This is a genomic window from Streptomyces sp. ATLC9, from assembly GCF_057196705.1.
Window position 1 is genome coordinate 1 of the sequence record NZ_JBXUOY010000167.1, and the last position, 12,125, is coordinate 12,125.

A 12,125-nucleotide genomic window follows, 5' to 3' on the forward strand; every position below is an offset into this window, starting at 1 on the left:
CCGTCCCGCCGGGGCCGGGACGGTCGCCGGGCGCGCCGGGGGCCGGCGCCCTGCCGCGAACCCCCGCGGCCGGGAGCCGCGGACCGGGGATCAGGCCAGCGAGAGGAAGAGCTTCTCCAGCCGGGCCCGCATCTGCTCGCGGTCGAGGGCGGCCGCGGGGTCGCCGTCGGGGCTGTCGGCCAGGCAGCGCTGCAGACCGGTGGCGATGACCGCGAAACCGGCCTTGTCCAGGGCCCGGGAGGCCGCCGCGAGCTGTGTGACGACCTCCTCGCAGTCCCGCCCCTCCTCGATCATCTTGATCACTCCGGCGATCTGGCCCTGCGCCCTTCGCAGCCGGTTGACCACCGTCTTGAGTTCCTCGGCCGCCATCGCCAGTTCCACGGAACCTCCCCTTTCATACCCCACCGGGTACCCTACCTGCCGGGTCGTCCTCCCCGCGTTCGAAGGAAACATCTCACACACGTCCACCGCTCCCGCACTCACCGTCGAACAGAGCGGCACAGGCGTGCACGAGCTGACCGTCGTCGACGTGCGCACTCCCGGCGAGTACGCGCCCTGCCACCTGCCCGGCGCCCACAACATCCCCCTGGACCACCTCCAACAGGTCCGTGTGCCGGCCGCACTGCCCCGTAACCGCCCCCTGGCCGCGCCGGCCGGCTGACGCCACCCCCTTCCCGTACGTCCGAGCCCGCCCCGCGCCCCGGTGGTGTCGCACCGCCGCTCCGGGGGTACCGCGGGGCGGGACGGCTCCGAGGCCGTGTACGGATGGGAGGAAGCTGATGTCCGAGATGACCGCGGTGCGGCTCACCGGCTGGCAGAAGCCTCCGGAGGTGACCCGGGTCCCGGTGCCGGAACCCGGCCCGGGAGAGGTTCTGCTGAAGGTGGCGGGCGCGGGCGTGTGCCACTCCGACCTGCACGTCATGGACTGGCCCGCCGGAGCGATGCCCTACGACCTGCCCTTCACCCTGGGCCACGAGACCTCCGGCTGGGTGCACACCCTGGGACCCGGCACCCGGAACACCGGGCTGCGCGAGGGCGACGCGGTGCTGGTCTACGGCCCCTGGGGCTGCGGGGTGTGCCCCGCCTGCGCCCGGGGAGCGGAGAACTACTGCCACCGGGCCGCCGAGCTCCGGGCCGCCGGCGGAGGGCTGGGCCTGGACGGCGGTATGGCCGAGTACATGCTCGTCCCCTCCGCCCGGCTGCTCGTACCCCTGGGCGACCTGGACCCGCGCACCGCCGCCCCGCTGACCGACGCCGCGCTGACGCCCTACCACGCCGTCAAGCGCTCCCTGCACAAGCTGGTGCCGGGCACGGCGGCGGTGGTGATCGGCGTGGGCGGGCTGGGGCACATGGCCGTACAGCTGCTGAAGGCGTTGAGCCCGGCCGACGTCATCGCCGCCGACCTCTCATCCGACAAGCTCGACCTGGCCGCCGGGGCGGGCGCCGACCACTGCGTGCCCGCCGGAGAGGGGGACGCCGACCGGATCCGCACGCTGACCGGTGGCCTCGGCGCCGCCCTGGTGCTGGACTGCGTCGGCGCCGACCCCACCATGGCCACCGCCGCCGCGTGCGCCGCCGTGGAGGCCGACATCACCGTCGTCGGGCTGGCCGGCGGCACCCTGCCCGTCACCTTCGGGGCCGTTCCCTTCGAGGCGGCGGTGTCGATCCCGTACTGGGGTACCCGGCCGGAGCTGGCCGAGGTCGTCGCCCTCGCCCGCGCCGGGCGGATCCGTCCGCACGTGGAGGTCCATCCGCTGGGTGAGGCGGGCGAGGTCTACCAGAGGCTGCGCGACGGCCGGGTCGACGGCCGGGCGGTGCTGGTGCCCACCGCCGAGGCCTGACCCGCCGTCCGGCGTCCGCCGGCCGGGAGTGCGCCCCTTCGGCCCCCATGGAGCGGGGCGCGACCGGGTACCCGTGCACGGGTACCCGATCGCCGCGGCAGAGCCCGTGCCGGGCGGAGGGCCCGAGGTGAGGAGGCGTTGGGCGTGCCGGACAAGGAGCACCAAGGACTGCCGGATCCCGGTGACATCGGCCGGCGGGTGGCACTCCAGCGCGAGCGGCTGGGGCTCACCCGCGAGGAGGCCGCCGTACGGGCCGGCATGGCACCGGGCTATCTGGAGTACCTGGAGAAGCACCCCTCGGCGCCGAGCGGGCCGGGGCTGCTCAGGCTGGCCGCCGCCCTGGAGACCTCCGTGGAGTGGCTGCGCGGCGGCGGCACCAACACTCCGCCCGGGCGAGGCCGTGCCACGGGCCGCCCCCGGCACCTCGAAATCGACGAGGAGGAGTGCTGGGCCAGGCTCTCCACGCACGGCGTGGGGCGCATCGCGGTCACCACGGCCGACGGGCCCGCCATCATCCCGGTGAACTACCAGGTCGCGGACGGCTCGATCGCCTTCCGCACCAAACCCGGCTCCGCGCCCTCGGCGGCCGTGGGGCACGAGGCGGCGTTCGAGGTCGACTACGTGGACGACGCCTTCCGGCGCGGCTGGAGCGTCCTGGTCGTCGGCCGTGCCCGGGCCGCGGGAGAGGAGGAGGCCCGACGCCTGGCCGAACAGGAGTCCGGCGGGCCCTGGGCCGGGAAGGAGGGGCGGGACCTGTGGGTGGTCGTCCGCGCCGAACGCGTCACCGGGCGCCGCATCCACACGGAGGACTGACCGCCGACGCGCTCCTTCCGCCGGAGTGAGGTGCCGTCGTCGGTGTGAAATAATGTGCCAAGTGCACAGTACCCCCAGAAGAATCGAGCAAGTGCTGGCAGGACGGAGACCATGAGGGCCGGACAGGAGGAAGAGGCGGAGGTGCCCGCCGGAGCAGTGCCGGAGGCTCGCTACCCCAGGTCTCCGGTGCCGCTGGAGGAGGCCGAGTGGGTGTGGCGGACCCTGGCCTCCCAGGCCATGGAGGAGGGCGCGAAGCCGGAGACGGTGCGGCTGGCCGTGGTGACCGGCCTGGCCAGGGCCTCCGGCGCACGCTACGGCGACCTGCTGAGGTGTACGGTGCGGTCGCTGGACCTGGGGGCGGGCCGGGTGGACGTCGAGCACGGCAAGCACCGCGTCCCGCGGCGGCACGGCCTGGACGCGGGTACGGTGCTCGTACTGCGCCGCTGGATGGACGTCCGCGCCGACCTGTGCGCCGAGCTGGAGGGTTCGGTCCCCGAGGCACTGCTGCTGACGGTCCACCACACGCACGACAACGGGGTGACGGTCGCGGCCGGGCTGCCCATCACCCGGCAGGGCCTGGTGCTCTCCTGGCGCCGCTTCGTGTACCGCACCAACGCCGCCCACGCCGGCCGGCGCCCCCCGCTGCCCACCCGCTTCGAACAGCTTCGCCGCGCCTGGACCACCGCCGGGGCGTGACGCGCCCGTCCGCCGCGGGCGCGGTCGCCGCCGTCACGGTCCGGTCGGTGGCGGACGCGCCGACGGCGCGGCGGCCAGGGTGGAGGCGGCGGAGGCGGTTCCGGTCAGGGCGGTGAGGGTGCCCGCGGCAGCCAGCGCCAGGGCGGCACCCGCGACCAGCGCGTTGCGCAGCGAGGAGCGGACGCGCCGGCCCGATGCTCTGGGCTCGTGGGAGGGGCGGGGGGCGATCACTGCGGTCCCTTCGTCCGTGGCCCGTCGCCGCCCTGCCGGGGCAGGACGGCACGCTTGTCGGGCCGGGTGCGTGTGCCGTTCGCTGCTCCCGGGCCTGCCGTCCGGCGTGGAGCCAGTGACAGGTCCATGGCGATCAGTAGCGATCGAAGTGGAGTATGTGTGGACTGTGAGCCGCCGTCAATGCTTCCTTCCGGGAAAGTTTCGGATGACGTTGAGGGCTCTTTTCCTTTGTTTGACAGGGTGTTGAGGCTAATGAAGAAGGGTTCGGGAAGATTTAGGCATGTGATCAGGCGAAAGTTTCGGTCACTTTCCGGATGGAGTGGAGAGGGGTCCGCCGGGCGGCTGCGAGCCTTGGTCCGGACAGCACAAGGCCGCGCCGCGACGAGGGGGGAGGGGGCGTCGCGGGCGCGGCCGCACCGTGCGCATGCCCGGCGACCCGCCGTTCACACCCGGCCGTCCGTGGAAAAATGGTCCGGCCCCCGCGCCGGCCCCGCGCGCTCCGGGCCGCGCCGGTCCCTGGCCGTGCGAAGCGGTACGCCCGCGGCCGTCGCCCCGCCCGTACAGGGAGCGTGACGGCGCATCACCCGGTCGGCGTACCCGCCTGTCTGGCCAGGGGCGATGTCACCGCTGTCCACGGAGCGCTTCTATCCTTCCTCCGGAGCCGGGCCGTGCGCGGACGGCCCGGCTCCGCGCCGCCCGGCCGGGCGGACGTCCGGACGGCCCGGACCCCTCAAGCGACGTACGGAGTGTGCCCATGGCCCTGTGGAACCGCCTCAAGGAATCCGCCCGGACGATGCAGGCCCAGCTGGAGGAGAGGAGGAACGAGCTCAGAGGCGGCGCGTTCCGCGACGCGTCCATGGCGATGTGCGCGCTCGTCGCCGCGGCCGACGGCACGGTCGATCCGGCCGAACGGCGCCGTGTCGCCTATCTGATCGCACACAACGAGGTGCTGAGGAACTTCCCCGCGGACGAGCTGCGAAGCCTGTTCGAAGAGCGGCTGGACGCGATCGCCGCCGACCGCGAGCGCGGCAGGGCCGGGGCCCTCCAGGAGATCGCGGGGGTCAGGAGGAAACCGCTGGAGGCCCGCGCCGTCGTCCAGATCGGCATCGTCATCGGCGGCGCCGACGGCCGCTTCGACCTCGCCGAACGCGCCGTGGTCCGCGAGGTCTGCCAGGCTTTGGATCTGTCCCCGCACGAGTTCGACCTGTGAACCGGGGCGCGGGGGCAGTGGCATGGCACCCGCGCCCCGTTCTCCCGCCGGGACCGCCGTCCCTCGCCCACATGGCCCACCGCGCCGTTTCGCGCCGCGCGCCACGGGAACTCACCGCGAGCGGCAACCGAACGGCACGACGTACGTCTCCGTACGGCGACGTACGGAGACGTACAGCGAGGGACAGAGGAACAGATGCAGATCGGCTACAAACTGGCGGCGGAGGCGTTCGGCCCCGCCGAACTCGTCCGGCAGGCGGTCCGTGCGGAGCAGGCCGGTTTCGACTTCGTCGAGATCAGCGACCACTACCACCCGTGGCTGGACAACCAGGGCCACTCCCCGTTCGCCTGGACGGTCCTGGGCAGCATCGCGGCGAAGACCGAGCGCATCGGACTGGCCACCGGCGTGACCTGCCCGACCGTGCGGTACCACCCGGCGATCATCGCCCAGGCCGCCGCGACGCTCGCCCTGCTCTCCGAGGGCCGGTTCGTCCTCGGTGTCGGTGCCGGCGAGCGGCTCAACGAACACGTCGTCGGCCGGGGCTTCCCCGCCGTCGCCGCACGCCACGAGATGTTCCGCGAGGCCCTGGAGATCATCCGGCTGCTGTGGCGCGGCGGATACCGGTCCTACGAGGGCAGGCACCTGCGCCTGGAGGACGCGCGGGTCTTCGACCTCCCCGGGGAACTCCCTCTGATCGCGGTGGCGGCCAGCGGCGGCCCGTCGGCGCGGATCGCCGCCGAGCTCGGCGACGGGCTGTTCGCGACCGAGGCCAAGCCGGAGATCACGCGCCACTACCACGACGCCGGCGGTTCCGGACCCGCCTACGCCGAGGTGCCCGTGGCCTGGGCGCCCGACGAGCGCGCCGCGGCCCGTGCCGTGCTGGAGACCGCGCGGTGGGCCGTGACCGGCTGGAAGGTGATGAGCGAGCTGCCCAACCCGGTCAACTTCGCGGCCGCCACCACCACCGTCCGCGAGGAGGACATGCTCGAGAACTTCGCCTGCGGCCCGGACCCGGCCAGGTTCACCGAGATGGCGCAGCGGTACGTCGACGCGGGTTTCGACCGGCTGGTGCTGATGAACGCCGGCCCCGACCCGGACGGCTTCCTGGACTTCTACAGCAGCGAGCTGGACCGGCGCATCCGCGCACTGTCGCCGAGCCCGGCCGGCTCCTGAGCGGACCCCGCACGGCGGAGGGGTACGGAAGGGGTGCTGCCGCAGCACCCCTTCCGTACCCCTCCGCCCGCTCCGGAGCCGGGATCAGCCCCGTTCGCCCGGAGCGGGCGTCACCCGTGCCGACAGCGGCACCGCGATGTCCTCCAGCGCTCGCCGCTCGGCCGGCACTGCCAGGAGTACGGCCACCAGTCCGGCCAGCGTCATCAGCCCGGCGCCGATCTGGAAGGCGAGCACGGTGTCCGCGACGACGCCGGACTCGGTGAGCTCGGCGAAGATCAGCGGTCCGCTGATGCCTCCGGCGGCCGTACCGATGGCGTAGAAGAAGGCGATCGCCATCGCCCGCGTCTCCATGGGGAAGACCTCGCTGACCGTCAGATAGGCCGAACTCGCCCCCGCCGAGGCGAAGAACAGCACCACGCACCAGCAGGCCGTCAGCGTGGTGGCGCTCAGATGGCCGCCGTCGAACAGCCAGGCGGTCGCGAAGAGCAGCAGACCGGAGAGGATGTACGTGCCGGAGATCATCACACGGCGGCCGACGGTGTCGAAGAACCTGCCCAGCAGCAGCGGGCCGAAGAAGTTGCCGACGGCGATGACGGCGAAGTAGTAGCCGGTCGAACCGGTGCCCACGTCGAAGAACGTGGTCAGGATCGCGCCGAAGCCGAAGGTGATGGCGTTGTAGAGGAACGCCTGGCCGACGAAGAGCGACAGCCCCAGCACCGCCCGCTTGCGGTAGTGGGAGAAGACCGTGCGGGCGATCGTCCCGAAGCCGATGCTGCGGCGCTTGTGGATGGTGATCTCACCGGCAGGCGGCGGCAGTTCGGCGCCCCTCTCGGCGCGGATGCCCTCCTCGACCTCGCTCACCAGCTTCTCGGCCTCGTCGCCCTGCCCGTGGATGAACTGCCACCGCGGGCTCTCGGGCACATGGCGGCGCACCAGCAGGATGGCCAGGCCGAAGACGACACCGAGCGCGAAGGTCAGCCGCCAGCCGATGTCGAGGGCGAAGACGTCGGTGTCCAGCATCACGATGGACAGCAGTGAGCCGCCCACCGCGCCCAGCCAGAAGCTGCCGTTGATGATCAGGTCGATGCGGCCGCGGTACTTGGAGGGGATCAGCTCGTCGATCGCGGAGTTGATGGCCCCGTACTCGCCGCCGATGCCGAAGCCCGTCAGGAAGCGGCAGGCGAAGAACCACCAGCTGGAGAAGGACAGGGCGGTCAGCGCGGTGGCGCCCAGATAGACGGCCAGGGTGATGATGAAGAGCTTCCTGCGGCCGTAGCGGTCGGTCAGCCAGCCGAAGAACAGCGCGCCCGAACAAGCTCCGGCCACGTACAGGGCCGCGGCGATACCGGTCACCTCGGCGGAGGTGATGGGCAGTCCGCTGCCCTCCTCCGCCAGCCGCCCGGCGATGTTGCCGACGACCGTGACCTCCAGGCCGTCGAGGATCCACACCGTGCCGAGCCCGATCACGATCATCCAGTGCCAGCGCGACCACGGAAGGCGGTCGAGCCGGGCCGGTACGGACGTCGTGACCGTGCCCGTACCGGCCGACGATTCCACAGGACTGCCAGTCGCCATCACCACTCCCTTCGGCGCCGTGCCGAGGGGATGCGCCTCGGCGCGCTCTCCACGGTTTCCCGGCGGAGAGTTGCCCACACGCGCCTGTACGGGGAGTGAGGACGGCGGGGGAAGGAGGGAGGCGGTCTCATGTCGAACTAGGGTGTGGACGGCCGTCGACCCGACGCCCCCGACGACCCGTAGCGACCCACCCAGGAGCCCTGCCGTGAAGCACCTCGACGGATTCCGGACACCCGATGCCGGAGAGGCGGCCGCTGACAGCACCACGTTCCCCGGCAGCGGGCGGCACGTGCTGGTCAGCGGCGCGTCACGGGGGCTGGGCCGGGCGGTGGCGCGGGCGTTCGCCGCCAACGGGGACCGGGTGGCCGTCCATCACGGCGGCCGGCGGGAGGACGCCGAGGCCACCCTGGCCTCCCTGCCCGGCGACGGCCACGTCCTGCTCGGCGCGGATCTTGCCGACCCGCGGCAGACCGCGGAGCTGGCGGACGCGGCGGCCGAGGCGCTGGGCGGTCTGGACGTCCTGGTGAACAACGCGGCCGTCAACACCCCGCACCCGCCCGCGACCACGGGGTACGAGGACTGGTGCGAGGCCTGGCGGCGGCACGTGGACGTCAACCTGCTCGGCACGGCGAACCTCAGCCACGCCGCCGCCCGCCACATGATCGGCCAGGGCACCGGCGGCCGGATCGTCAACGTCGGCTCGCGCGGGGCGTTCCGCGGCGAGCCCGGCCACCCCGCCTACGGCGCCACCAAGGCCGCCGTCCACGCGCTGGGCCAGTCCCTGGCCGTCGCCCTCGCCCCGTACGGTATCGCCGTCACCTCGGTCGCGCCGGGCTTCATCGACACCGAACGCGTCACCCACCGCCTGACCGGCCCCGAGGGGGAGGCCATCCGCGCGCAGAGCCCGTACGGGCGGGTGGCCTCGCCCGAGGAGGTGGCCGAGGCGGTGCTGTGGCTGGCCTCCCCGCGGGCCCAGTGGAGCGCGGGCGCCGTACTGGACCTGAACGGGGCCTCCTATCTGAGGACCTGAGCGGCGCCGGCCCGTCCGCCGGGGCCTGTGCCCCGAGAGGGGCGCGCCCCGCGTACGGTGCGGACGGAGCCGTCCGGCACACGCCCCGGCACGAGAGCCCCAGCATCATGGAAACGGCCGTTCACCGCCACGACGGGCTCGTCTGCGCCGACCACACCCTCCGGGGGCCCCTGGACCACGCCCGCCGGACGGCCCGGAGATCACCCTGTTCGCCCGCGAGGCGACCGCCGCCGGGCGGAAGGGGGGCCTGCCCCGGCTGCTGTGGCTCCAGGGGGCCCCGGTCACCGGGCCGAACGGCCGAACACCCCGGGAGCCTGGCTGCGCGCGGCTTCTGCGCCCTGACCTACCTGTCCCCGGCGCCCGAGGGGCTGGAGAAGGTGATGATCACCGGTGGCCTGCGACGGCGTACGGGCGGACCCGGAGGTCTGCAACCGGCTGCTGGCCATGGTGCGCGGCGAGATCTGACCGGCCGCCCCTCGCCGGGAGTGGTTCAGTCCGTGCCGCTCAGCCCCCGCCGCCGGCCTCCTCCGGCGCGTCGATGTCGTACCAGTCGTCGGCCAGCAGTCCGGCGTGCGACGGCTGCACCCCGGCCTGCACGGCGCCGTCGGCGGTGACGAACCGCAGATGGGAGGCGAGCGGCCGGCTTCGCCCGTCGGGGCTGACGCAGACCGACTCCGGCTCCAGGTAGACGTACTTGCCGGGCTGGATCCAGCCGCGGCGCGCCATACGACGGCCGTCCCTCAGAAGTTCCAGGGCTGCGGAGAAGTCCATGCGGCGAACGTAGCGGACCGCTCGGGAGGGTCTTGAGAGCCGGACTCCGGATGTGCTATTCGAGGCCCGCCCGTCGCAGCCGCCGCGGCACCACAGCCGTCAAAGCCCCACCACGCCGTCCGCGGCCGTGATTTCGTACGCCAGTGTGATTTCGCGCCTCTCGCCGGGAGCCAGACGGAGGGTGTAGCGCACCATGCCCTCCGCGTCGACGCCCTCGTCGGGCTCCGGCAGGCACGCTCCCCTTCGCAGCCGCACCTCGACGGCGGAGACCTCCGAGACCGGAACGCGCTCGCGGACCACCACGACCGCCGTCTCCCCTTCCGGGGACGAGTCCAGCCGGGAGACGAACAGCCGCACCGTACGGGTGATCACCGTGCGGTGGTTGACGCCGCTCAGGCCCGTGGTGCCGCGGCTCTCCTCGACATGGCGCACCACCCGGTAGGTGTCCTCGCCACCGAAGGCCAGTGAGACCTCCTCACCCCGCCCGGTGAACGGCAGTTCGCCGCGCCCGGTGAACCCGCCGCCGCGCACCAGGTCCACCGGACCGGCCAGCAGCACGTGCCCGGCGCCATTGACCGCCCTGACCACCCTGACCACCAGCGGCGACAGTTCGGGTGCGCACTCCAGTGCGGTGCGGCACGGCGCGGTGAACGCCGACAGCCGCACCCGGTGAGGGCGCCCGTCACAGGCCACGTCGACGGGCGCCGCAGCGGTCATCACCCGCACCTCGCCACCGTCCGACAGCCCGGGAAGCTCCGCGTCCGCCCCGGCCGACGACTCGTCCCCGACCGTGCGCACCTCCTCCTCGCGCAGATCCACCTCGACCGTGCGCCGCTCTGCGGCCGAGCGCTCGCGCAGCACCAGTTCGTCCTCGTACAGCGCCGGAGGTCCGGCGGCGAGGGCGGGCCGGGCGGTGGACAGCGACAGCCGCACCCCCTTCCAGTCCTCGCCGGTGCGCTGCCACACCACCGCGTCTGTCTCCAGGCGCACCGACCGCTCGTCCCCGGCCGGCGTCGCCCGGTACGCGGGCCGCCACAGGGCACAGGGCACCAGATGGGTCAGGCGCAGCAGGGCGGGACCGGCGCGGTCGGCCTCGACGACCACCTCCACGGCGGCCGTCAGTTCCTGCGGCTCCTCCTCGGTGCGCCGCAGGGCCCCGCGCGCGTCCCCCAGCTCCTCCTCCAGGCGGAGGAGCCGGCGCCGCAGCACGTGCAGTTCCCCGGCGCGCGACTCGTCCTCGTCGTCGGTCCGTTCCAGACCGTCCGCCCAGCGCTCCGGGTCGGCGGCACCGGCCCCGGCGCCCTCGGCGATGTCGCGGTACAGGTCCGCCCTGGCCCGGGCGACGACCGCGAGGCCGCTCTCCAGCCGCTGCCGCAGCCACCGGGCGTCACGCAGCTCCTCCTCCAGAACACGGATCCTGCGGCTGAGTTCCGAGGCGTCGTCGCCCTGGCACCCCGGGCGCGGGGGTGCGTATGTGCGCACCACACGGGCGTCGACGACCCGGACGCGGCCCGGGCCGCCGTCCCCGGTGGAAACCTCCGCGCGCAGGGAACGGTCCACGGCCAGCGGCGTCACCGGGCCGACCAGCAGCCGCTGCGCGCCCGCGGCCAGTCCGACGCTCCCGTGCCGCTCGACCCGGGCGCGGTCCTCCATGCACGTCACGGCGGTGACCGGCAGGGGGACCGGTTCCGGACGGGGGGCCGGCGCGCCGTGCCCGGCCGTGTTCCGCGGTGCGTTCGTCATGGTGCGGACCAGTCCCTCCGGTTCCCGCCGACCAGTGCCTTGCCCGCGGGGATCCGCACCTCGTACCCGCCCGTGAGGACGGTGGTCCGGCCCGGCTCCAGCTCCACCCGCCAGACCCGCGCCCCGCGCACATGGCGGCCGCCGCCGTCCCCGTCGTCGAGCGGCCTGTCGGGAGCCGTCCAGGGCGGCTCGCCCGGACGCTCCTCGATCCGTACCTCCCGGTCGGCGCTGACGGGCACGCGTTCGCGCACCTCCACCGTGATCCGGTGCGCGAGGCGGTTGGCGAGCTCGACCTCGACCGTGTGGTCGAGCACCGTCGTCCCGCCGCGCAGCCCGGCGGTGGACTCGCGCAGACGCGTACGCCGCGCCGCCTTCACACTCTCCACGGCGCCGATCCCCACCCTGCGGCGCTCCCCGGGCGCGAGGGTGGGCAGGGGCGTGGTGAGGACGAAGTCGCCCCCCACGAGGACATCGGCCGGCCCGGCCGGCAGCGGGTGGCGGGAGGCGTTGGCCAGCAGCACCGTGCCGTACACGGTCGGCTCCACCGACGGCACGCACACGTACTCCGTCACCGTCTCCACCGGGATCTCGTGGACGGGGACGGTGTGCCAGGCGCCGTCCCCGTCCACGTCCACGGGGGCCGCCGTGTCGTAGCGGTGGTGGAAGGAGCCGGCGGACCGCCGTACGTCGACCGCGTGAGCGGGCCGCGCCAGCCGCGCCACGGACTCGGCCCGCCGCCGGTGCCGGGCGACGGCCGTGCTCTCACCGCCCGGCGGTGGCCTCAGCCTGCCGCGACGGCCGGGCTCGTCCGGGCCGGCCAGTGTCAGGCCCGCGTAGTCGAGCATGCCCTCGGCCGGGGCCGGCGGGAGTACGGCTGCCGCACCGGGGGCCGCCGGGATGGCCGGGGCGAGCGGCGCGGAGGCCGCGGTGGGGGCGCCGTACGCGGCGAATCCGCGTTCAGCCCCGTGAGGAATCGGGGTGGTGTCGGGCTCCGGCTCGGGCTCCGGAGCCGCGGCCGTCCCGGCCAGGAGCGGCAGGGAAG

At 74.0% G+C, this 12,125-nt stretch carries 12 protein-coding genes and 1 pseudogene; 7 read left to right on the plus strand and 6 right to left on the minus strand.

The features are described 5' to 3' along the window. Positions 1-90: 90 nt before the first annotated feature. A complete protein-coding gene (locus AC2CJA_RS17475; RefSeq protein ID WP_484603625.1) occupies positions 91-381 on the minus strand; it encodes a metal-sensitive transcriptional regulator in 291 nt (96 codons plus the stop codon). Positions 382-451: 70 nt separating this feature from the next. Between AC2CJA_RS17475 and AC2CJA_RS17480 the strand changes: the two are divergent. The 4 genes and pseudogenes from AC2CJA_RS17480 to AC2CJA_RS17495 form a co-directional block, all read left to right on the plus strand. Next, a pseudogene (locus AC2CJA_RS17480) lies at positions 452-628 on the plus strand (rhodanese-like domain-containing protein); the annotation flags it as partial. Positions 629-788: 160 nt separating this feature from the next. Further along, positions 789-1,841 (plus strand): NAD(P)-dependent alcohol dehydrogenase, encoded by a 1,053-nt coding sequence (locus AC2CJA_RS17485; RefSeq protein ID WP_484603635.1) that lies wholly within the window; start codon positions 789-791, stop codon positions 1,839-1,841. 144 nt (positions 1,842-1,985) lie between these two features. After that, a complete protein-coding gene (locus AC2CJA_RS17490) occupies positions 1,986-2,654 on the plus strand; it encodes a helix-turn-helix domain-containing protein (RefSeq protein WP_484603626.1) in 669 nt (222 codons plus the stop codon). Between the two features lie 111 nt (positions 2,655-2,765). Beyond that, the gene (locus tag AC2CJA_RS17495) at positions 2,766-3,350 is read left to right on the plus strand and encodes a tyrosine-type recombinase/integrase (RefSeq protein ID WP_484603627.1); all 585 of its coding nucleotides are present in this window, start codon (positions 2,766-2,768) and stop codon (positions 3,348-3,350) included. Positions 3,351-3,383: 33 nt separating this feature from the next. On the opposite strand, the gene AC2CJA_RS17500 is transcribed toward AC2CJA_RS17495, so the two are convergent. Next, positions 3,384-3,581 carry a hypothetical protein gene (locus AC2CJA_RS17500; protein ID WP_484603628.1) on the minus strand — a complete coding sequence of 66 codons (198 nt, stop codon included), beginning with the start codon at positions 3,579-3,581 and terminating at the stop codon, positions 3,384-3,386. A gap of 754 nt (positions 3,582-4,335) precedes the next feature. Between AC2CJA_RS17500 and AC2CJA_RS17505 the strand changes: the two genes are divergently transcribed. Further along, positions 4,336-4,791 (plus strand): tellurite resistance TerB family protein, encoded by a 456-nt coding sequence (locus AC2CJA_RS17505; RefSeq protein WP_484603629.1) that lies wholly within the window; start codon positions 4,336-4,338, stop codon positions 4,789-4,791. A gap of 195 nt (positions 4,792-4,986) precedes the next feature. Next, positions 4,987-5,964 carry a TIGR03557 family F420-dependent LLM class oxidoreductase gene (locus AC2CJA_RS17510; RefSeq protein ID WP_484603630.1) on the plus strand — a complete coding sequence of 326 codons (978 nt, stop codon included), beginning with the start codon at positions 4,987-4,989 and terminating at the stop codon, positions 5,962-5,964. A gap of 84 nt (positions 5,965-6,048) precedes the next feature. On the opposite strand, the gene AC2CJA_RS17515 is transcribed toward AC2CJA_RS17510, so the two are convergent. Further along, positions 6,049-7,539: an MFS transporter gene (locus AC2CJA_RS17515; RefSeq protein ID WP_484603631.1), complete on the minus strand. Its 1,491-nt coding sequence runs from the start codon at positions 7,537-7,539 to the stop codon at positions 6,049-6,051. Between the two features lie 289 nt (positions 7,540-7,828). On the opposite strand from AC2CJA_RS17515, the gene AC2CJA_RS17520 reads away from it, so the two are divergent. Continuing rightward, entirely contained in the window at positions 7,829-8,569 is a 741-nt protein-coding gene (locus AC2CJA_RS17520; RefSeq protein WP_484603636.1) for an SDR family NAD(P)-dependent oxidoreductase, read from the plus strand. Positions 8,570-9,073: 504 nt separating this feature from the next. On the opposite strand, the gene AC2CJA_RS17525 is transcribed toward AC2CJA_RS17520, so the two are convergent. The 3 genes from AC2CJA_RS17525 to AC2CJA_RS17535 all read right to left on the minus strand — a co-directional run. Beyond that, positions 9,074-9,340: a Thoeris anti-defense Tad2 family protein gene (locus AC2CJA_RS17525; protein WP_484603632.1), complete on the minus strand. Its 267-nt coding sequence runs from the start codon at positions 9,338-9,340 to the stop codon at positions 9,074-9,076. 99 nt (positions 9,341-9,439) lie between these two features. After that, complete coding sequence (locus AC2CJA_RS17530) at positions 9,440-11,083, minus strand: mucoidy inhibitor MuiA family protein (RefSeq protein ID WP_484603633.1); 1,644 nt, start codon at positions 11,081-11,083, stop codon at positions 9,440-9,442. Beyond that, positions 11,080-12,125, minus strand: a 1,046-nt coding sequence (locus tag AC2CJA_RS17535; protein ID WP_484603634.1) for a DUF4139 domain-containing protein, incomplete at its 5' end; no start/stop codon positions are given. The genes AC2CJA_RS17530 and AC2CJA_RS17535, both read right to left, overlap by 4 nt.

Bases quoted from the DNA above. Each gene is read 5' to 3' on its own strand.
- AC2CJA_RS17485 (WP_484603635.1), top strand. From the start codon at position 789: ATGACCGCGGTGCGGCTCACCGGCTGGCAGAAGCCTCCGGAGGTGACC.
- AC2CJA_RS17495 (WP_484603627.1), top strand. From the start codon at position 2,766: ATGAGGGCCGGACAGGAGGAAGAGGCGGAGGTGCCCGCCGGAGCAGTG.
- AC2CJA_RS17505 (WP_484603629.1), top strand. From the start codon at position 4,336: ATGGCCCTGTGGAACCGCCTCAAGGAATCCGCCCGGACGATGCAGGCC.
- AC2CJA_RS17510 (WP_484603630.1), top strand. From the start codon at position 4,987: ATGCAGATCGGCTACAAACTGGCGGCGGAGGCGTTCGGCCCCGCCGAA.
- AC2CJA_RS17515 (WP_484603631.1), bottom strand. From the start codon at position 7,539: ATGGCGACTGGCAGTCCTGTGGAATCGTCGGCCGGTACGGGCACGGTC.
- AC2CJA_RS17525 (WP_484603632.1), bottom strand. From the start codon at position 9,340: ATGGACTTCTCCGCAGCCCTGGAACTTCTGAGGGACGGCCGTCGTATG.
- AC2CJA_RS17530 (WP_484603633.1), bottom strand. From the start codon at position 11,083: ATGACGAACGCACCGCGGAACACGGCCGGGCACGGCGCGCCGGCCCCC.